Origin of the sequence: Marinomonas communis (assembly GCF_004363305.1) — a bacterium.
GTDB lineage: Bacteria > Pseudomonadota > Gammaproteobacteria > Pseudomonadales > Marinomonadaceae > Marinomonas > Marinomonas communis.
On the sequence record NZ_SNZA01000005.1, the window covers coordinates 320,327 to 341,587 of the forward strand.

The 21,261-nt window shown below is 46.2% G+C and carries 13 protein-coding genes and 1 tRNA gene; 8 read left to right on the top strand and 6 right to left on the bottom strand.

The genetic code is table 11. The annotated features are described in order from the left end of the window. Positions 1–2: 2 nt before the first annotated feature. From fhuB to C8D85_RS15145, 4 genes are all read right to left on the bottom strand, one after another. Positions 3–1,982 carry a Fe(3+)-hydroxamate ABC transporter permease FhuB gene (fhuB, locus tag C8D85_RS15130; protein WP_133564268.1) on the bottom strand — a complete coding sequence of 660 codons (1,980 nt, stop codon included), beginning with the start codon at positions 1,980–1,982 and terminating at the stop codon, positions 3–5. Next, on the bottom strand, positions 1,979–2,893 hold the full coding sequence (locus C8D85_RS15135) for an ABC transporter substrate-binding protein (RefSeq protein WP_133564270.1): 915 nt from the start codon (positions 2,891–2,893) through the stop codon (positions 1,979–1,981). The genes fhuB and C8D85_RS15135 overlap by 4 nt, the downstream gene beginning before the upstream one ends. Further along, positions 2,884–3,666, bottom strand: a complete 783-nt coding sequence (locus tag C8D85_RS15140; protein ID WP_133564272.1) for an ABC transporter ATP-binding protein — start codon at positions 3,664–3,666, stop codon at positions 2,884–2,886. Before C8D85_RS15140 ends, C8D85_RS15135 begins: the two co-directional genes overlap by 10 nt. 65 nt (positions 3,667–3,731) lie before the next feature. Next, positions 3,732–5,822 (bottom strand): TonB-dependent siderophore receptor, encoded by a 2,091-nt coding sequence (locus C8D85_RS15145; protein WP_133564274.1) that lies wholly within the window; start codon positions 5,820–5,822, stop codon positions 3,732–3,734. Positions 5,823–6,143: 321 nt separating this feature from the next. Between C8D85_RS15145 and C8D85_RS15150 the strand changes: the two genes are divergently transcribed. After that, a complete protein-coding gene (locus tag C8D85_RS15150; protein ID WP_133564276.1) occupies positions 6,144–8,045 on the top strand; it encodes a PhoX family protein in 1,902 nt (633 codons plus the stop codon). Between the two features lie 97 nt (positions 8,046–8,142). Here C8D85_RS15150 and C8D85_RS15155 read toward each other — a convergent pair whose 3' ends face one another. Then, the gene (locus tag C8D85_RS15155) at positions 8,143–9,144 is read right to left on the bottom strand and encodes a LacI family DNA-binding transcriptional regulator (RefSeq protein WP_133564278.1); all 1,002 of its coding nucleotides are present in this window, start codon (positions 9,142–9,144) and stop codon (positions 8,143–8,145) included. Positions 9,145–9,306: 162 nt separating this feature from the next. Here C8D85_RS15155 and iolG point away from each other — a divergent pair, with 162 nt between their 5' ends. Continuing rightward, positions 9,307–10,293: an inositol 2-dehydrogenase gene (gene iolG / locus C8D85_RS15160; RefSeq protein WP_133564280.1), complete on the top strand. Its 987-nt coding sequence runs from the start codon at positions 9,307–9,309 to the stop codon at positions 10,291–10,293. Positions 10,294–10,362: 69 nt separating this feature from the next. Here iolG and C8D85_RS15165 read toward each other — a convergent pair. Then, positions 10,363–10,448 (bottom strand) — tRNA-Leu (locus C8D85_RS15165). Positions 10,449–10,670: 222 nt separating this feature from the next. On the opposite strand from C8D85_RS15165, the gene queA reads away from it, so the two are divergent. From queA to C8D85_RS18090, 6 genes are all read left to right on the top strand, one after another. After that, positions 10,671–11,732 carry a tRNA preQ1(34) S-adenosylmethionine ribosyltransferase-isomerase QueA gene (gene queA, locus C8D85_RS15170; protein ID WP_133564282.1) on the top strand — a complete coding sequence of 354 codons (1,062 nt, stop codon included), beginning with the start codon at positions 10,671–10,673 and terminating at the stop codon, positions 11,730–11,732. A gap of 32 nt (positions 11,733–11,764) precedes the next feature. Beyond that, positions 11,765–12,883, top strand: coding sequence for a tRNA guanosine(34) transglycosylase Tgt (gene tgt / locus C8D85_RS15175; protein ID WP_133564322.1), 1,119 nt, complete (start codon positions 11,765–11,767; stop codon positions 12,881–12,883). Between the two features lie 85 nt (positions 12,884–12,968). Further along, positions 12,969–13,295, top strand: a complete 327-nt coding sequence (yajC, locus tag C8D85_RS15180; RefSeq protein ID WP_133564285.1) for a preprotein translocase subunit YajC — start codon at positions 12,969–12,971, stop codon at positions 13,293–13,295. Between the two features lie 74 nt (positions 13,296–13,369). After that, a complete protein-coding gene (secD, locus tag C8D85_RS15185; protein WP_133564287.1) occupies positions 13,370–15,223 on the top strand; it encodes a protein translocase subunit SecD in 1,854 nt (617 codons plus the stop codon). 14 nt (positions 15,224–15,237) lie between these two features. Beyond that, on the top strand, positions 15,238–16,143 hold the full coding sequence (gene secF / locus C8D85_RS15190) for a protein translocase subunit SecF (protein ID WP_133564289.1): 906 nt from the start codon (positions 15,238–15,240) through the stop codon (positions 16,141–16,143). 212 nt (positions 16,144–16,355) lie between these two features. Continuing rightward, a partial coding sequence (locus tag C8D85_RS18090; RefSeq protein WP_162847598.1) for an Ig-like domain-containing protein occupies positions 16,356–21,261 on the top strand: 4,906 nt, incomplete at its 3' end.

The window sequence follows — 21,261 nt, forward strand, 5'->3', positions numbered from 1 at the left end:
GGCTATGGCTTCTTAAACCGCCCAATAACCAACAGAGCAATGAAATAAAGCCCGCCTAGGATAGAAACTAGAGTGCCCGCTGCAATCTGCGCTGGGTAAAGCAAACTTTGCCCTAGCCAGTCGGCCCATAGCAGCAATGTTGCGCCTAATATCGCGGCGCATAAAATTTGACTGCGAGTACTTCTGGCTCCCAGCATGATCGCTAAATGGGGTGCAATTAATCCAATGAATGCGATTGGTCCCATTGTTGCGGTGGTGGTGGCGCAGAGTAGTGCAACAAGAGTCAGAATGATTAAACTGGCTAGATTGAGAGGGACACCGCGGGCCAATGCAAAGGCTCTCCCGACAGAAAGTAGGGTAAGCCAGCGCGAGCTAATCAGAGCAAAGCTTAATAGTAATAGGCTACTAGCGAGCAATGCTAAGCTTTGAGCGTTTGTGACACGATAGGTGGAACCTGCTAACCACAACAGAATACGGTAACTATCTTGAGTGCCCTTAGCCAAGCAGAACTGAATCACCGCATCAAGCAGAGCAGTCAACGCAATGCCCGTCAGGATTAAAGTGGAAGGTGCGAATTGATGCTTGCGAGCTAAAGCAATCAATACCAGCAAAACTGCGATACTACCCAAGGCTGCAACAAGCCAATTGTTTGACAGGGTTGCGTTAGCAAACAAAACAGTTGTGGACACCAAGGCAAGGGTTGCACCTGCAGATACGCCGAGAATATCAGGGCTGGCTAACGGGTTATAAATCAGTCTTTGTAATAGCACGCCAGCGATCGCTAAACTTGCACCAGCAGCGACTGCGGTCAGCAGTCTTGGCTGTCTTATTTGCCACTGATAGTCACTGAGCCAATGCCACTCAAAAGAACCACTAGAAAAGTCTGCGAATGTGTTGAGTAAGAGTATCGTAACGACACTCACCCCGATACCTGATAGCGCTTTAAATGAAAGACTACGTCCACCAGTAGGCAATATAAACGCTAAATTATCTTGGGCTTTGAGCTGGCGCCGACTGAACCAAACCAATGCTGGTGCGCCAATTAATGCAGCAGTGACGCCGCTGGTTACAACATCATTGGTGTACTGGGTTAACCAAAAAGCCATGCGATCAGTAGCGAAGAGTAATCCCGCACCTAGAATCATACTGAATACTAATTCTTGGCGTGCTGTACGAGCGCCCATTGCTCTTGCTATGTTTGGTGCAATCAAACCAATAAAGCCAATGACGCCAATACTGCTGACGATAGCAGAGGCAAGCCAAATGCCTGTTGTCATTAAGACAAAAAAGGTTGGTAGCACGGATAAACCGCGTGCGCTGGCGCCTTCTTTTCCTAGTCGTAGTAGGCTTAGCGCCCTAGGTGCAAAAAACAAAATAGGCAGCCCGATAAGTAACTGAGGGACTAAACTTGTAAAAGTATCCCAGCCATTTTGCGCGAGGTCTCCTGCCCCCCACATGAAGATGTTTTGAGCAAATTGTTCATTGAGCAGTATGATGCCCGTCGCGATAGCGCCCAGCAATAAGTTAACAACCATGCCCGCCACGACGATGGGCAGGCCCGTCATATTATTGAGGCCGACGATGGCGAGGATAAGTCCAAAGGCTAGCATCGCCCCCATCATGGCGGCTAAATCCCCATAGTCATTTACATACTGGGCAAACCAGACATTCATAATGATAAGGGCCAGCCAAGCGCCTGAAGAGGAGCCGAGTGTGAGCGGTGAGGTGAGGGGGTTCTGTGTCAGTTGCTGCATTAAGCTGCCAACTAACCCTAATGTGGCTCCAACAATCAGAGCCATCGCAATGCGTGGTAGGTGTCCAAATAGGAAACTAAAATCGTCAAAGCTTTCCGGTGCTTGTGTTCCCTGAAGTAGGCTCCATTGATGATCAATGGATAAGGGGCTGCCGAAAACTGTGAGTAAAATGATCAGTAGGGCGAAGCCACTGCCAGCGCCCCAAATAGGAAAATGTTTTACGTTCATTGGGCAATTTCAAGCAGGCTTTTGGTGTAGGCCTCGGCCGTGTAGCGTAGTGACATGGCGCCGCCAAAGCTCCAAACTGGCGCAACACTGTTATAGTGTTTTGCTCTCACGAAAGGCATGGCTTGCCATAAAAATGATTTCTTTAATTTCGCTTCTTCGTTAAACGGCAATATATATAAGAAATACGCATCAGTAAGGTCTTTTAATTGATCAATACGCATCTGCTTTGTGCCCCAAAGTGTTGGCGACAGGGGAAGTGCATTTTTAAGTCCGAGCTGTTTCAACACCCAATCAGAAGATGAGTTTTCAGTATAAAGGAACACGGTTGTTTCACTGCCAAATCGGGCAGGTAAAACACTGGGCAATTCTTGTCCAAATGATTGCTCTAGTTGCTGCTTTAAAGACGCTAAATCAGAATGTAACTGTTCAAGTTTAGCTTCCGCCAGCGCTTCTTTTTTAAATAGCTTGGCTAATGTTCTGAAATTGGCAATAGCTTGCTCACCAGCATCGTAATCACCTTGATAATTTTCAAGTAGCACGACGGGTGCGATCTCTGAGAAGCTGTCTAATAAGTCCTTCTGAGGCGATGCAGCAATGATGACATCAGGCTTTAGTGCTGCGACTTTTTCAAGGTTAGGCTCAGCTCGTGTACCGATGTCCGCTACTTGCTCTGATGCATGAGGTTGCGCTACCCAAGTGTTGTAACCTTCAATATTCGGGCCTCCAAGAGGCGTGACATCCAGCTCAAGTACTTGCTCAATAAGGTCCCAATTCAGAACAACAACACGCTCTGGTACCTTCGAAAAGGTTTTCTCACCTTCACTGTCATGGATCGTAATGTCAGCTAATGAAGTGCTACTGGCAAAAAGGCTGAGTGTTAACAGCATCAGTCGAGGGAGGTTTAAGGACATACGACGGCCACCTTTGATGGTTGTTGTGGAACGGAGTTAGGATGATCAAGTAATTTTATTGGAGTTTGGTAAAGGTCACTTAGACGATCTTCATCAAGCAGTAGCTCGGCACTGCCTTCAAAGACAATTTGACCTTTTTTAAGAGCAATGATCTGCTGAGCATATTGCAGTGCCAGATTGAGATCATGAAGTATGGCAATGATGCCGCGCCCTTGCTGCTGACAGAGATCGGACAATAAGCTCATTAGCTGATATTGATGTTGAATATCTAGAGCGGAAGTTGGCTCATCTAGAATCAACACTGGCGATTGTTGAGCGAGCAGCATAGCAACCCAGGCACGCTGACGTTCTCCGCCTGATAAGCTGTCTGCGGCAGTGTTAGCAAACTCACTGATGCCAGTTTCTTCGATGGCTTGGTTAATAATCTGTTCATCTTCTTTTTGCCATCTCCCAAGTAAACCTCGCCAAGGAAAACGGCCTAAGCGCACGACTTCGCGGACAGTTAATCCGGCTGAGGAGGGTAACTTTTGCGGTAGAAAAGCAATGTTACGAGCGAGCATTTTGGCAGACAGGTTGTTTACCTCATCCGAGTGCAACATGACCTGGCCTTGATCTGGTGCCTGCTGTCCCGAAAGAAGACTTACCAAGGTGGATTTGCCGGATCCGTTATGACCAAGAACCACGGTAAGCTTGTCCGTAGGAATGGCCAGGGAGGGAATATCTAAAATGACTCGCCCTGAGCGAACCATCTTAATATTTTTAAGTGAGAACATGAACGTCGAAATTCCTCATACGACAGATGGCTCCTGAAATGGAGCCATCGCGTAGTCAATGATCGCTACCAGCGATACTGTGTGCTTAACATAATGGAGCGAGATTGGCCGTAGTAGCAGTAATAGTCACAGCCAGATAAATACTCTTTGTCGGTTACATTGTTAATGTTTAACTGAGCGCGCCATTGATCGTTGATCTGATAAGCGGCCATCACATCGAACAAAGTCACTGCGGGAACGGTTAGGTTGCTGCTTTTAGGATTGTCTTTGCTTTTACCAATGTAGCGAAGGCCTGTACCAAAGTTCCAATCCTCCGCACCCAATGCAGCGCCTTCAAGGTCTAGCCATGCTGATGCCATATGTTCAGGAATTAGGGCAGGGCGCTTGCTGCCTTGGTTATTGGTTTCATCTGTTTGTGCATCAGTATAGGTGTATGAAGCGGTCAGGGTTACGTCATTGCTGAGCTCTGCCATAGATTCAACCTCTAAACCTTGCGAGGTGACTTCACCTGTTTGTGTCGCAACGTAGGTTGTTGGGTTTGTTACTAAAGCATTTTCTTGTTTAAGGTCAAACAGGGCGACATTGACGTATCCAGCAAAGCTGTCTGGGGCATACTTCACACCGACTTCAGTTTGTTTGCCAATCAGAGGCTTATAAAGCTCGCCCGTTGCACTGTCTATGGTGGTTAAGACATTAAATGACTCGCTGTAACTGATGTATGGGGACAAACCGTTATCGCCTAGGTACATCAACCCAGCGTTGAGCGACAGTTCAGAGTCATTGCGAGACTTATCTTCGCTTTTGCTTTGGCTCGTGTTGTCAGTCTCGATCGCGTCAAATCGGCCACCAACGCTTGCCACCCATTGTTGGTTAAGCTTTCCTTGGTATTGCGCGTAAAGCCCTGCCTGAGACTTGCTGATTTCACGGTCGTTATTATTGGCCATATTCAACGGCGTGTAGTTACCATAAACTGGCGCATAAGGATTGATTGAACCAAAGCTATAGTTGTCTTGCTCTACACCGTCGGTTTTATGATGTTGTAGGTCTAAGCCAAGCAGAACCGTATTTTCAATGGTATCGGACTGCCAGTTCGCAACCGCTTTAGAATCAAGAGATACGCTGGTTGTGTCGCCGTCGCGAAAGACGATTCCTTGGCCAATGCTGTTTGCCGTGGTGTCTGAAGACGGGAAAATATAAGAACTGCGAAGATAAAGCTCATTGAAGCCGACATTGAAGTTCTGCGATAGCGTCCAAGTATCATTTAGAAAATGATCTAGTTGATAGCCAGCAGAGATTTGTGTGCGTTCGTACTTATCATAGCCAGGCTGACCTAAGTTTGTACCTGCAGCAATACTACCTAAAGACGAGTCTAAAATGGTGCCAGCAGCAGGGTAAAACGGGTTAGTAGGAATACCATCATCCTTCAAGAAGGTTGCCAGCAAGGTCAATGTGGTATCGTCAGAAAGATCAATCAATAAACTTGGCGCTAAGTATACACGCGTATTTTCAGTGCCGTTTAATTCACCATCGTTATCTTTAATTGCACCAACAAGACGATATTGATTGTCACTCCACTCACCAGACACATCGATCCCAATGCTTTTCTGGCTATTTGAGCCTACTTCTATATCTAGTTGATTGTCCGCTGTGGCATCGGGTTTCTTCTGGACTGCATTGACCACGCCTCCTGGGGGCGCTTCGCCGTATAAAATAGAAGCTGGCCCTTTTAAGACTTCCACTTTTTCAAGCCCATATGGTTCTAAAAGCCACGTGTAGTAACCATCACGAAAGAGACGGCTGCCATCTAGATAAGTGGCGGCATCAAAGCCACGTACTTTCACCCAGTCAGTGTCATTGTCTGCGCCGTAAGGTTGTGAGGTAACCCCTGATGTATAGCGAAGTGCTTCATCAAGTTTTTGTGGTTTGCGATCTTCAAGAGCTTTTTGATCAACAGATGAGATAGAAACGGATTGCTCTTGTGCGGGAGCGTCGACCTTAAGTGTTTCAGCGCTCACCTCCAGTAGGTCGAAAGTGACTTGTTGTGGGTTATCAGATGCCATCGCTGTCGTACTGCTTAGTAATAGCAGGGCGCCTGCCTGCGCTAAGCGATTATGCCTGATGTGAGTAGCAATTTTTGTGGGTAAGAATTTGGCCATTGAAACGATATCCTGAATAAATTGTAGAGTGATTCAGTTTCTATCTTAATTTGAGTAATAATACAAAACTAATACTAATATTGCTAATCATTATCATTTCTAATCACTTTTATTGCATAGAGTCTGTTTGGGGTTATTAGAGCTATGTCATTGATCTGTATAAGCACTCCTGAAATGTAACTGACATAATTCTGTTGCTAAACGGTCATGTAATCATCATGTAACTGACATGGTTCAAAGGCTAAATATCTGTCGGATTTATAAATAACTGCGCAGCCAGCGCGCATACAAATTAAAACGATAGTTATTGAGGGAATACCCATGTCAGTTAAGCAAGATCAAATGCTAGGTTTTGATGAGCATGATGAATTAGTACGTCCAGCTGCAGAAGTAGTGGAATTTGAAGAAACAGCCAAAGCAATGGTGTCACGCCGTGGCTTCTTGACTGGTGGTGCAGCAGTGGGTGCAACCGCATTCGTAATGGGCTCAACAACACTTGCAGCCGGTAATGCTTTAGCAGGCGAAGAAATGAAAATGTCTCGCCTTGCGTTTGAAATGGTAAAAGCGAATGCGCTAGACACAGTGACTGTGCCAAAAGGTTACAACTGGCAAGTACTAGCGTCTTGGGGTGAGCCATTGTTCTCAAATGCGCCAGCTTTTGATCCAGCAACGGGTGGTACTGGCGCTTCTCAAGAAATGGCCTTCGGTGACCACAACGATGGTATGGCGCTTTTCTCTCACAACGGTCGCCAAATCCTTTGTGTTAACAACGAGTACACAAATGCGAAGACGCTTCATGCGAACCGTGCTGATGGCAAGCCAATTAATGCTGACGATGTTCGTAAGAACAAAGCGGCACACGGTGTTTCAGTGGTTGAGATCGCCCGTAAAGATGGTAAATGGGGCATCGTAAAAGATTCTGAGTTTAACCGTCGTATCACAGCGGACACTGAAATGGACATCACAGGCCCAGCGCGCGGCCATGATCTAATGAAGACCAAAGCTGATCCGAAAGGTGTCGTAGCAAAAGGTACTTGGAACAACTGTGGTAACGGTCAAACACCATGGGGTACTTATCTAACGTGTGAAGAAAACTTCAACGGTTACTTCTCATCTAGCAACAAAAATTTCCCGCTTACACCACAAATGAAGCGTTACGGCATCAGTCATGACGATCGTGGTTATAACTGGGCGCTAGCGGACTCTCGTTTTGATCTTTCTAAAGATCCACAAGAGCCAAACCGTTTTGGGTACATCGTTGAAATCGATCCACTGAACCCGACTGCTCGTCCTAAAAAGCGTACAGCGCTAGGTCGCTTCAAGCATGAAAACGCTGAAGTAGAAGTGGCAGCAAACGGCTATGTTGTAGTGTACCTAGGTGATGATGAGCGTGGTGAGTTCCTATACCGCTTCGTATCTAAGAACAAATACGTTGTTGGTGGTGACAACACTGACCTACTAGAAGAAGGTACGTTGTACGTTGCGAAGTTCAACGAAAACAACACTGGTCATTGGATTGCGCTAACGCCAAAAGCCACTGGCATGACAGAAGCGGAAATCGCTATCTACACTCGTGAAGCAGCATCTAAAGTCGGTGCAACGACAATGGACCGTCCTGAGTGGGTGGCATCTAACCCAAATAAAGCAGAAGTTTACTGTGCACTCACGAACAACAAAAACCGTGGTGTTAAGCCAAATGCGGGCGGTGATGAAACCCCAGCAGTGGGGCCAAACCCACGCGTAAAAAATAACTACGGTCAGATCGTTCGCTGGCAACCGGCTAACCAAGATCATACTGCTGAAAAATTCACTTGGGATCTATTCGTACTAGCGGGTAACCCTGCAGTATACGATGACGCTTACGCGGGCTCTAAGAACGTTAACAAAGACAATATGTTTAACTCTCCAGACGGCCTGAAATTCGATAAGAAAGGCATGCTGTGGATTCAAACAGACGGTAACTACTCAAACGAAAAAGACTTTGCTGGTCAAGGTAACAACCAAATGTTGGTGGCTGATCCTGAAACAGGCGAAATCAAGCGTTTCCTAGTGGGGCCTAAAGAATGTGAAATCACTGGTGCAGCTTGGAGTGCAGATCGTACGACAATGTTCGTTAGCATCCAGCACCCAGGCGAGAAAGGTGATTCAGTTTGGCCAAACGGTGGTGTACCGCGTTCAAGTGTGATTGCGATCTCTCGTGATGACGGTGAAATGATTGGCTAATTAAGTTTTGTTATAAAGCTTAATTAAGCGGCGCCTGATGGGCGCCGCTTTCGTTTCAGTTTTGGGTTATTGGTTTTCTTTGTTCAGCAAATTGTGCCTAGATGGAATTATATGGTGTGATAATGCTGATGGGAGATAGGCAATCTTGCTCTTGCTGATGACGGATAATGTTCACCGCGGTTTTTACTTCTTGCTCGACATCATGGCCGATCACCAAATCCATTTCTCTTTGGTCTAATAACTCTCGCGTGTGGCTGCTGATCTCGTGGCCGATGAAGACGACATGGCGCGTCAGGTTGTGTTCCCTAAGTGCTTTGGCGATCCCTCGGTTACCGCCTGCCGCGTTGTAAACTGCATCAAGGTGGCGATCTTTTTTAAGGAACTCCAACATGGACTGATACGAATAGTCTGAGTCGTCTTGGGAGTGGATGCATTCTTTAATTTTAAGGTGTGGGAACTCTTGTCTTAAGGCTTGGCGAAATCCCAGTTCTCTTTGTAATTGGCAGTCGTAGGGCGCGCTGGCTACGAACAGAATCCGCCCAGGCATGCGAGGTAACATTCTCCCCAGTAAATAACCTGCAGTTGCGCCGACGCTTTTCTGGTCTGAGCCAACATACGCGGTGCGATTTGAGTTAGGTAGATCGCTTGTTAAGCAAATGACAGGAATGTGTTGCTCGATGGCTTGATTAACGGCCCGATTCACAGGAACGGAGTCGGCAGCCATTAAAATAATGCCATCAACTTCTTGAGCTCTCTTAAGGATGATCTCGGCGATATCTTGGCTCGAACCTTGGCCTGTTTTCAATGTGTCGAGTGAGTATTCTATTTCATGTTCGTTTTCTTCAATAAAAGCGGTAATAGCGCCTTCGACTAGGCTAATAAACGTTGGCCCAGCTTCCACAATGAACGCAATTTTCGTCAGCTTAACTTTGTTAGTATTGCTATGGCGATTTAGTTGATCAATTGCACTTAGTACCTTTTCGCGAGTCGAGGCTTTCACACCATCGCGCCCATTGATCACTCTGTCCACGCTCGCTGTGCTGACGTTTGCTGTTTTGGCGATGTCTTTGATGGTCAGCTTTTTAATTCTTTCCCGCATTTCTAAAAACCAACTTTGATGCGTTTTAAATCAAAATAGATCATTTTGATGTGAAAAACAAAAATATTTTGACCGTTTTGCTTGGGGGAAATATACATGATCTCACTCTCTGCACGTCGCTGACGTGTATTTACAACAAGTACAAAATAAATGGAGTGAGTTATGCATACTTTCGCATTGTTTGGTTGTGGCCGTATTGGGCAGATCCATGGAGCTAACGTCGCAGCAAATCAGAAGTGTCACCTAAAATACGTCGTAGATGTATACCAGCCGGCTGCTGAAGCGGCAGCGAGCAAGTTCAACGCGAGTGTTGCGACAATCGAGGAAGCCCTTGCGGATGCAGAAGTCGACGCTGTCTTGATTTGTAGCGCAACAGAAACCCATGCCGACCTGATTGTTCAATCTGCGCACGCTGGTAAGGCAATTTTCTGTGAGAAACCGGTTGATTTGAACATTGATCGAGTTCGTCAATGTTTAGCCGTTGTGAAAGAGTGTGATGTGCCTCTAATGATGGGCTTTAACCGTCGCTTTGATCCAAACTTTGCTCACCTTAAAAACGCTTTAGATCAAGGGGCTGTGGGTGATCTAGAAATGCTGACCATTGCTTCTCGTGATCCGAGTGCGCCGCCAGTCTCTTACATTCAGTCATCAGGCGGGTTATTTCGTGATATGACTATCCATGATTTTGACATTGCCCGTTGGTTGTTAGGGGAGGAACCAGTCACCGTTTACGCTTCAGCCTCTTCACTTGTGTCACCGGAAATTAAAGAGGCTGGTGATGTGGATACAGCAGTGGTCACACTGACTTGTGCAAGCGGAAAGGTCGCAGTGATCACCAACAGTCGTCGAGCATCCTACGGTTATGATCAGCGTGTAGAAGTGCATGGAAGTAAGGGAATGCTGGAAATCAAAAACGTTCCAGAAAGTACCGTAGTGGTTTCTACGGATGCGGGTGTGCAAGCCCAGAAACCAATGCATTTCTTCTTAGAGCGTTATGCCGCAGCATACAAAAGCGAGCTAGAGTGTTTCGTAGAAGGTTTGGCGTCTGGTAACCACACATTCCCAAGTGGTAACGATGGTGAGAAAGCCTTGTTGTTGGCTGATGCGGCGGTTGCCTCATTGCAATCAGGTCAAGCGGTGGCGCTGTAACATAAGCTAGCCCATAAAACGAAAAAAGCCCCAAGGTTTGTAACCTTGGGGCTTTTCGCATCTTAAAGATGGTACCAGTGGCCGGACTCGAACCGGCACGCTTTATAGGCAATGGATTTTGAATCCATCGTGTCTACCAATTCCACCACACTGGCTTTGAAAAAGGTGAGGCGTATTATGGTGATTTCTCTATACCTGTCAACGGTTTTGCTAAAATTATTTTGATTTGGGCGAAGTAAATGCGGTTTTGTTTAAAAGCTGAACAGAGTTTTTAGAAAACCAAGCAGTGAAATGGGAAATACTCTTATATCGTACCCAATCGGTTAGAAATTCGCTAAAATGCCGCATCATTTTTCTTGGTGAATTAAATAGCTATTATGCGCGTTTCTGATTATCGCTTTGAGCTACCTGAAGAACTCATTGCACGCTACCCGATGCCCGAACGAACTGCGAGCCGTTTACTTAAGTTAGATGGCCCTTCGGGCGAGCTGACACACAACACTTTTAAAGACGTTCTTGATTTCGTTGAACCTGGGGATTTAATGGTGTTTAACAACACTCGAGTGATCCCTGCGCGTCTATATGGCCAAAAAGAATCTGGCGGTAAGTTAGAACTATTAGTTGAGCGTTTGCTGTCAGAGCATGAAATCTTGGCGCACGTACGTTGTAGTAAGTCTCCCAAGGTCGGTAATCGACTTATGTTAGGTACAGATCGTGGTGCCGCTCATGGTGCAGAAATGGTAGGTCGTGAGGACACACTGTTTCACCTACGCTTTGACGAGCCAGTGCTTGAAGTATTGGAAAAGGTCGGTCATATGCCTTTACCACCTTATATCGAGCGTCCAGATGATGAAAGCGATCAAGAACGCTACCAGACGGTCTATAACAAGACTCCTGGAGCCGTGGCTGCACCGACTGCTGGTCTGCATTTTGACGACGAATTGTTAGCAGCCTTAAAAGACAAAGGTGTAGATACCGCTTTTGTCACCCTGCATGTTGGGGCGGGTACTTTTCAGCCAGTACGTGTTGATGACGTGAAAGACCACGTTATGCACTCTGAGTATGCAGAAGTATCTCAAGAAGTTGTTGATAAAGTTCGTGCGACCAAGGCAGCAGGCAAGCGCGTTATCGCGGTAGGAACAACCAGCGTGCGCTCTCTGGAGTCGGCCAGTCAGTCGGGTCAGATCGAGCCGTTTGCGACTGATACGAGTATCTTTATTTACCCAGGTTATGAATTCAAAACGGTTGATGTGCTGGTAACTAACTTTCATTTGCCAGAGTCGACTCTCATTATGCTGATCAGTGCCTTTGCTGGTTATGAAAGTGTGATGAATGCTTACCGTGTCGCGGTAGAAGAGAAGTACCGTTTCTTTAGTTACGGCGACGCTATGTTTATTACTCGAAACCCAAAGGCCGAAGGGCCAACTACTGAGGAATAATTCGAATGTCAGAAAAACGTCCAGAATGTTTCATGGACTTTGAGGTGTTAGCCACCTCAGGCAAAGCTCGCCGTGCGCGCTTGAGCTTTCCACGTGGTGATATTGAAACCCCTGCTTTTATGCCGGTTGGCACCTACGGAACAGTAAAAAGTATGCTAACCAAAGATATTGAAGCCATTGGCGCTGATATCATTCTTGGTAACACATTCCATCTTTGGTTGCGTCCAGGTACGGATGTCATCAAGGCTCATGGGGATTTGCATGACTTTACCCAATGGCAGAAGCCGATCCTGACTGATTCAGGTGGTTTTCAGGTGTTTTCGCTAGGCGATATGCGAAAAATCACGGAAGAGGGTGTGAGTTTCCGCTCACCGGTTAATGGCGACAAGGTTTTCCTAAGTCCTGAAATCTCCATGCAGGTTCAGCGTGATTTGGGCTCTGACATTGTGATGATTTTTGATGAATGTACGCCATATCCTGCAACCGAAGATGAAGCCGCGCGTTCTATGCGCATGAGCCTTCGTTGGGCGCAGCGTTCGAAAGATGCGCACGGTGACAGCCCATCGGCGCTATTTGGTATCATTCAAGGCAGTATGTATGAGCAGTTGCGTGACGAATCACTTGAGGGCTTAACCAATATTGGTTTTGACGGTTACGCAATCGGTGGCTTGTCTGTTGGTGAACCAAAAGAAGATATGGTGCGCATTCTAGATCATTTGGCTTATAAAATGCCTGAGGACAAGCCTCGTTACCTAATGGGTGTAGGTAAGCCTGAAGATCTCGTTGAAGGTGTACGTCGCGGTGTCGACATGTTCGACTGTGTGATGCCAACTCGTAATGCTAGAAACGGTCACTTGTTTACGTCTGAAGGCATTGTGCGTATCCGAAACGCGTTTCATCGTCATGACACAAGCCCTTTAGATAAAGAATGTGATTGTTACACTTGTAAAAACTTTTCTAGGTCTTATTTACATCATCTAGACAAGTGTCAGGAAATGGTTGGTGCGCAATTAAACACTATCCATAACTTACGTTACTACCAGACGCTTATGGCGGGATTGCGTAAGGCGCTCGATGAAGGTAGATTTGATGCCTTCGTAGATGAGTTTTACGCGAAACGTGGTATGGAAACTCCACCACTGAGTGAGTAACTGTCGAAAATAATAGTCAAAATGGCGCAACTATTTTTAAATAACATGCGCATACCGTTTTTTTAACCATTGGAGAGTAAACACCATGATCGCTTTGATCTCACCAGCTTACGCTGAAGGTGCTGCGCCAGCTGACGCAGGGATTTTTAACCTTGTATTGTTGGTTGGTTTCGTTGTTATCTTTTATTTCTTGATGTGGCGCCCTCAGGCAAAACGTACTAAAGAGCATCGCAACCTACTAGCGTCACTAGCTAAAGGCACTGAAGTGGTAACAAACGGTGGTGTTCTAGGTAAAGTGACGAAAGTTGATGACAACTACGTTGTTCTAGAAGTTGCCGAAAACATTGAGATGAAGTTTCAGAAATCTGCAGTGGGTGCTGTGTTGCCAAAAGGCACACTAAAATCCATCTAATCTCAAGAGAAAAGCGCCATCTTGGCGCTTTTCTTCTTCTTGGTTTTTTATTTTATTAGCTCCAAGGACTATACATGCTCAACAAGTACCCCTTGTGGAAGTATTTGCTAATCTTGCTCGTGATCGCCTTAGGTGTGGTTTATGCGCTTCCTAATTTGTACCCCGATGACCCTGCATTACAACTGTCCACTCAAAAAACAACCACCGTCGTTGATCAACGAACGTTAACTACTGCCGAAACTGCTCTTAAAGATGCGGGTATTACTCTTAAAGAGGCAGAGTTGACCAGTGCGGGTGGTACGCTTCGCTTTAATAATGGCGAAGATCAATTGGCTGCAAAACCTGTTATTGCTGCAGCATTAGGTGAGAATTACGTTGTGGCGCTTAACTTAGTGCCAACGACTCCTGAGTGGTTGTCTTCGATTGGTGCGGGACCTGCGAAGCTAGGTTTGGATTTACGTGGTGGCGTACACTTCTTGCTAGAAGTCGATACACCCGCGGCGCTGAAGCAACGTTTGGATGTTGCGGCGAGCGAGATGAAGAACAGTCTTCGTACGGAGCGCATTCGTTACCGCAGTGTAGAAGTGACGAATGGTGTGATGTCGATTCGCTTCTTACGCGAAGAAGACCAGCAGGCAGCGCTTGAGCTGCTTCAAGATGAATTCTCCGAGTATGTTTACAACACTTCGAATCAAGGAAGTGACTACTTTGTTGAGATAGGCTTTACGGAAGCGGCTCGTGCTGAAGTGGAAGCTTATGCGTTACAGCAGAACTTAACGACTTTGCGTAATCGTGTGAACGAACTAGGTGTGGCTGAGCCTCTTGTGCAGCGTCAAGGTAGCAACCGTATTGTGGTTGAGCTTCCTGGTGTGCAAGATACGGCGGCGGCTAAGCGTATCATCGGTGCTACAGCGAACCTGGAGTTTCGCCTTGAAGCGGGTTTAGATGCCAATGCGTCTGATATCGATACGCTAACGTTCCGTGATGGTAGTGGTCGAACTGCACGTCTTGAGCGTGATGTAATCATCACTGGTGACAGTGTGGCAGATGCGAATTCATCGTTTGATGAAAACGGTCGTCCACAGGTAAACATTAGCCTTGATGGTAAAGGCGGTTCGCAAATGGCTCGTGTCACACGAACTGCAGTTGGCCGTAACATGGCGGTTGTGTTCATTGAGCATAAGAGCCGTAGCCGCTTTGTCGAAGATGAGAATGGTGAGTTGACGGAAGTGCGTCGTAGTTACAGTGAGAAAAATATTATCTCTCTAGCGACGATCCAAACAACGCTGGGCAACTCTTTCCGCATTACTGGTTTGGATAGTCCGCGCGAATCTTCTGAGTTGGCGCTATTACTTCGTGCTGGAGCACTGGCAGCGCCCATTTACTTTGTTGAAGAGCGTACTATTGGTCCAAGCCTAGGTGCTGAAAATATCCGTTTGGGTGTGTTGTCTGCACAAATTGGTTTGCTTGTAGTCATGGCATTTATGCTGGTTTACTACAAAGTGTTTGGTATTTTTGCCAACATTTCCTTGGCGCTAAATATCGTCTTGTTGATGGCGTGTATGTCTTTGCTTTCTGCAACGCTGACACTACCAGGTATCGCCGGTATCGTTTTGACCATGGGTATGGCGGTGGACGCTAACGTGCTGATATTCTCCCGCATACGGGAAGAGCTCAAAGCGGGCTTGCCAAGCCAGCAGGCGATTCATTCGGGCTTTAACCGTGCATTTACAACGATCTTGGATGCAAACATCACAACATTGTTGGTGGCGGTGATCCTATTCGCAGTGGGTACAGGTCCTGTTAAAGGCTTCGCTGTAACACTTTCTCTTGGTATTTTGACGTCTATGTTTACAGCGATTGTTGTAACACGTGCCCAAATCAATTTGGTGTACGGCGGACGTAAAAATAAGCGCTTATTTATCTAGGAGACAGCGATACGATGAATATTCCATTTATGGCAATGCGTAAAGTCGTCGCGATGTTTTCGATTGCGATGGTGCTGGTGTCTCTAGGTTCGATAGCGGTAAAAGGCTTGAAATTCGGTCTAGATTTCACTGGTGGTAGTTTAATAGAGGTGCAATACACACAAGCGCCCGCGCTTGATGATGTTCGAACGCTATTGGCGGAAGGAGATTATCATGATGTAACGGTGCAGAACTTTGGTTCGCCAGTCGATGTTGTCGTGCGCATGGGTAATGCCTACACCCCAACTTTGGGTGATGAGGTACTGAGCACGCTGCGTGATAACGACAATGTAAAAGTTGAGCTGATGCGCTCTGAGTACGTCGGTGGTCAAGTAGGTGAAGAACTGCGTGAACAGGGCGGCTTAGGTATGCTATTGGCGCTTGCAATCGTTATGGTCTACGTTGCAGTACGCTTTCAGTTCAAATTTTCTGTGGCATCTGTTGTGGCGCTTGCACATGACGTAATTATTACCTTGGGTATCTTCTCACTGTTTGAGCTTGAGTTCGATTTAACTGTATTGGCAGCTATCTTGGCGGTAATCGGTTACTCCTTGAACGACACCATCGTAGTGTGTGATCGTATCCGTGAGAACTTCCGTATTATGCGTGATACCACACCATACGATTTGATCAATGAGTCGATTAATCAGACGCTAGACCGTACTATCATCACCTCGATGACAACCTTGTTTGTGCTAGTGGTGCTGTTCTTCTTCGGTGGAGAAAGTATCCATAACTTCTCCCTAGCGTTGTTGATTGGTATTTTGATTGGTACTTATTCGTCTATTTTTGTCGCGGCTAACTTATTGCTCGCGCAAAATGTAACTCGCGAAGATTTGGTGCCAGCACCAAAAGAAGAGTTCGAAGACGAAATGCCTTAATTGCTAGTAAAAAGTTACTTGTAAATAGTAACTCAAAACCATGGTTTTAGTGTTATTTCTCAACATAGGGATGGCGCTAACCATGGTTTTTTTGTTTAAGCGAACATGAATAACTTTAGGTTAAAACGATCCTTTCAGTTCTGAGCAAATATTTTATTTTTGACTAGGCTTAGCTATACAAGTGCGTTATGTATTTCAGGGCAGAGCTAAGAATGAAAAGGTTTTATTCTAAGGATATTAATGAGCGGATTGCTCTTGAGCGGCGTTGGTTGTTCGACGGAGCGATGGTTGCAACAGTGGACGATGTGGTAGACGATGAGTCTATAGCCGTTACTCCTATCCCTACAAGTGACGGTACACCCTCTACAAGCGATGATATATCAGATGTAGCAGATTATGTGCAGGGAGTTTATTCCAACTCACTTTATATTGTTGATAGTTCACTTCTCGAGCTTGATTCCCTTATTGCCTCTTTTCATGAAGACGCTAAGGTTTTACTGCTAGATCCAGAGCAAAGCGGTGTTTCTCAAGTTGATGCTTATCTTACTACTCAAGATGAGCCGTTTGATACCATACATATTCTTACTCACGCTTCCGCTGAAGGGCAATTTAGTTTAGGAAGTGATTCTCTTTCTTCAGAAACCGTTGAAAATGACTTCTCATCATCTATCGCTGCTTGGGCAGGAAACCTAACAGAAAGTGCAGATATTCTTATTTACGGTTGTGATTTAGCCTCTAGCCCAGAAGGGATCGCAACACTCGAAACATTGAACCGAATATTAGGGGCAGACCTAGCGGCATCTGATGATCTTACAGGTAGAGATGGTGATTGGGAGCTTGAGCATGAGGTAGGTGTTATTGAGTCTCAAGTACTAAGTGCTTCAGATTGGAACGGAAATTTAGTTGACCTGACTCTTAATCTGCCTTCTGTTCCTGCTTTTTCAGAAGATCAGCCACTTGTTTTTGCTGAGCTCGGAGGAAATGTCATTAGCGTCGGCGGGATCAATGGAAGCCTTGTGGAAGTAGGGTTGTCCATACCACTTGGTGTAGGAGAGCTATCATTAACTCAAACTGCTGGAGTTGATATTTCAGAAGGCAATGCTGCTGGAGATACAGCCTTAACACTGTCTGGTGATATTGCAGATATCAATCTTGCTTTGGAAAGCTTGGTATATACACCTGCTGAAGATTATAACGGTGATGTTCAGATAACTGTTGCTTTAACGGATGCTTTGCCGCTTGGGCTGCATATTGCCACACTTCAATTACCGCTCACGATTACAGCCGTGGACGATATCGTTGCCGATACAGTCTCTACCGATAAAGATACCAGTGCTAACTTTAATGTTATGTCGAACGATGAGTTTGAGAGCTCAGGTGCAGTCGTAACAGGTTATTCGACTCCGACTCATGGTAGCGTCACGATCAATGCCCAAGGAGACGCTGTTTATACACCTGATGCAGGTTATACCGGTACAGATAGTTTTACTTATACAGTTACTAGTGGTGGAACGACAGAAGAAGCGACTGTATCAATAACGGTTAATGAACCCAATGCAATGCCGCAGATAACATTGCCAACTACGGCAAGTTTTAGTGAGGACCAAACCTACGCGTTCAGTGAAGCGCTAGGTACATCAATAGCAGTGAGTGATACAGACGGCGATACATTAACTGTAACGTTGGAAGTATCTAACGCCACCATGAGTTTGTCTGGTATCACAGGCCTAACCTTATCAGAAGGGACTGGTATTGCAGATAATAAAGTGGTTTTTTCCGGTACTCAAAGTGACGTTAATGCTGCACTTGATGGTCTAGTTGTAACTCCTAAACCTGACTACTACGGATCCGACACTCTATCGGTTTCTGTCTCTGATGGAACAATCACTCAGAACAGTAATATCGCTTTGGTGATAGCGGGGATTGTTGATGGTCAAGCAGATAGTATTAATACAGACACCAATTCATCCGTATCGTTTTACCCATTGAGTAATGATTCGTTTGATAGTAACGCACAAATCACCAGTGTTCAGGGTGCTACAAACGGAACAGTGAGTATTGGAGCAAGTAATGAGTTGACTTACACGCCTAATGCGGCATTCCGTGGCACAGATACGTTCACCTACATGGTAACCTCAAGCGGTGTTACAGAAGATGTTCAGGTTAGCGTAACGGTGAATACAGATCCTGTTTCGCTGGGCTTAGATGCGTTAAGTTTACAGGATGGGGGAGTTGTTTTAGTTAATGCAGCACTAGGCTTCAACGACCCTGATTTGGGCGATGTACTAGTGTACAGTGCTGTTGGCCTTCCATCAGGGTTGTCGATTGATCCCAATACAGGATTGATTACTGGCACATTAGCTGCTGATGCCTCAACGCAGGTGGCCTCGGGTGATTACAACGTAACAGTGACGGCTACCGATCTTCTCGGAGCGTCTGCTACGGTTGAGTTAGATATCAATGTTGTAAACCCTGTACCGATTGTGTCAGCAGGTGTTGCAGCAGGTGTTGAAGATACAGAGTTAAATATTTCTGCACTTGTTAATGCCTCGGATCCTGATGGTGACGATATCACTATCACTGCGGCAACAGCATTAAATGGGACTGTAACTATTGAGCCCGATGGCTCATTAAATTATGTCCCAAATACTAATTTTAACGGCATTGATACCATAACTTATACGGTGACGGATTCCGACGGAGCCTCTGCCAATGGTTCGATCGTTGTGACTGTCGCAGCTGTTGCTGACTTACCCACGATTTCAATTCCAACTATTGATTTACTAACAGAAGATACTCCGCTTATTTTCGCGAATTTGGTGGGACAGCAAATCAGTGTTGGTGATGTTGATGGGCAAGTATTAGACATTAAGTTGTCGGTACCAATTGGTTCAATGACGATTAATCAGACAGCTGGACTGAGTATCAGCGAAGGTGACGGCGTCGACGACCAAATTATCAGAATGTCAGGCTCTGTTGCTGATATTAATGTTGCCTTGAACAGCTTAGTTTATACGCCGGGTGAGGACTATAATGGGCCGGTGGATTTAACTGTTGAGTTAGGGCAGTTGGGACAGTTATTAGAAGTAAACGCAGTGTTGCCAATAGGCATTAGTGCGGTTGTCGATATTGTGGATGACGAGCTATCCATGATTGAAAACCAAACTATAACCTCTAATGTCTTAGCCAATGATAGTTTTGAAAATGAGGGACGGTTTGTAAAAAGTTTTACGACTCCTTCATTTGGTGTGCTTACCTTAAATAGCTCCGGTGACATAACTTACACACCGAACACTAATTTTGTCGGAGACGATTCATTCACCTACACCGTTGAGTCAAATGGAACGCTTGAAACTGCAACAGTAACAATCACAGTGAGCGCTAACCAAGCACCCAATGCTGTAGCTGACTCAGCAACGACTAATGAAGACACATCTGTTGTTATCAATGTATTGGCTAATGATACAGACCCAGAGGGTGACGCTATTGAAGTTGTTGGGGCCTCTGCTAGCAACGGTACCGTCACCGTGGATGTTAATGGATTAGTAACCTATTCCCCCAATACAAATTTCAATGGTGTGGACAGTATTTCTTATACGTTAAGGGATTCTGACGGTAATGAGTCCACAGGAGTAGTTACAGTTAATGTTACTGCTGTTAATGATGCGCCAGTTGCCAGCGATGATACTGCGCAAACTACGGATGAAAACGCAGTACTGAGTACTAGTGTACCCGTTGCCACCGATGTGGACGGCACGATCGACAGTTACCAAGTAGTCACCACTGTGTCGGAAGGCAGCTTGACCTTTAATCCTGATGGCTCATACAGCTTTGATCCGGGCGCGGACTTTGATGACTTGGCGGTGGGCGAGAGCCGAGCGGTTACCTTCACTTATACAGCGACAGATAATAACGGCGCTGTTAGTAGTTCAAAAACTGTTACGATCACAGTAACGGGTAGTAATGACGCGCCTGTTGTCATCAACGACACTGCGACCGTTATTGAAGACGGTGGCGTGACCATTATTGATGTTTTAAGCAATGATACGGACGTCGACGGTGATGTACTGACAATCGCCAATGCCACCGTTCCAGCCGAGCAGGGCACAGTGGCTGTGGTTGATGGCAAAATTCAATTCACGCCTGCTGCAGACTTTAACGGTACCGCTACGATCAGTTACACGGTGAGTGATGGAACCGACACAACAGCGGGTTCGGTTGCCGTGACTGTGACAGCGGTAAATGATGCACCAGTTGCCAGCGATGATGCTGCGCAAACTACGGATGAAAACGCAGTACTGAATACTAGTGTACCCGTCGCCACCGATGTGGATGGCACGATCGACAGCTACCAAGTGGTCACAAACGTAACGGAAGGCAGCTTAACCTTTAACTCTAATGGCTCGTACAGCTTCGATCCAGGTACGGACTTTGATGACCTTGCGTCAGGTGAAAGCCGTGCAGTCACCTTCACCTATACGGCTACCGACAACAACGGTGCAGTCAGTGCTCCTAAAACCGTAACCATCACCGTCACTGGTGCCAATGATGCGCCTGTTGTGGTGAATGATGCAGCGTCGGTCAGTGAAGACGGTGGTGTCATAGTGATTGACGTACTGGCTAATGACAGTGATGTAGAAGGGGATAGCTTATCCATCGCCAATGTCACAGTGCCAGAAGCCCAAGGTACTGTGACCATTGTGGACGGTAAAGTGAACTTTACACCAGCAGCCGACTTTAACGGCACTGCTACGATTACCTACACGGTCAGTGATGGTAAAGCCACCACAGAGGGGTCGGTTGCCGTGACTGTGACAGCGGTAAACGATGCACCAGTTGCCAGCGATGATGCTGCGCAAACTACGGATGAAAACGCGGTACTGAATACTAGTGTACCCGTCGCCACCGATGTGGATGGCACGATCGACAGCTACCAAGTGGTCACAAACGTAACGGAAGGCAGCTTAACCTTTAACTCTAATGGCTCGTACAGCTTCGATCCAGGTACGGACTTTGATGACCTTGCGTCAGGTGAAAGCCGTGCAGTCACCTTCACCTATACGGCTACCGACAACAACGGTGCAGTCAGTGCTCCTAAAACCGTAACCATCACCATCA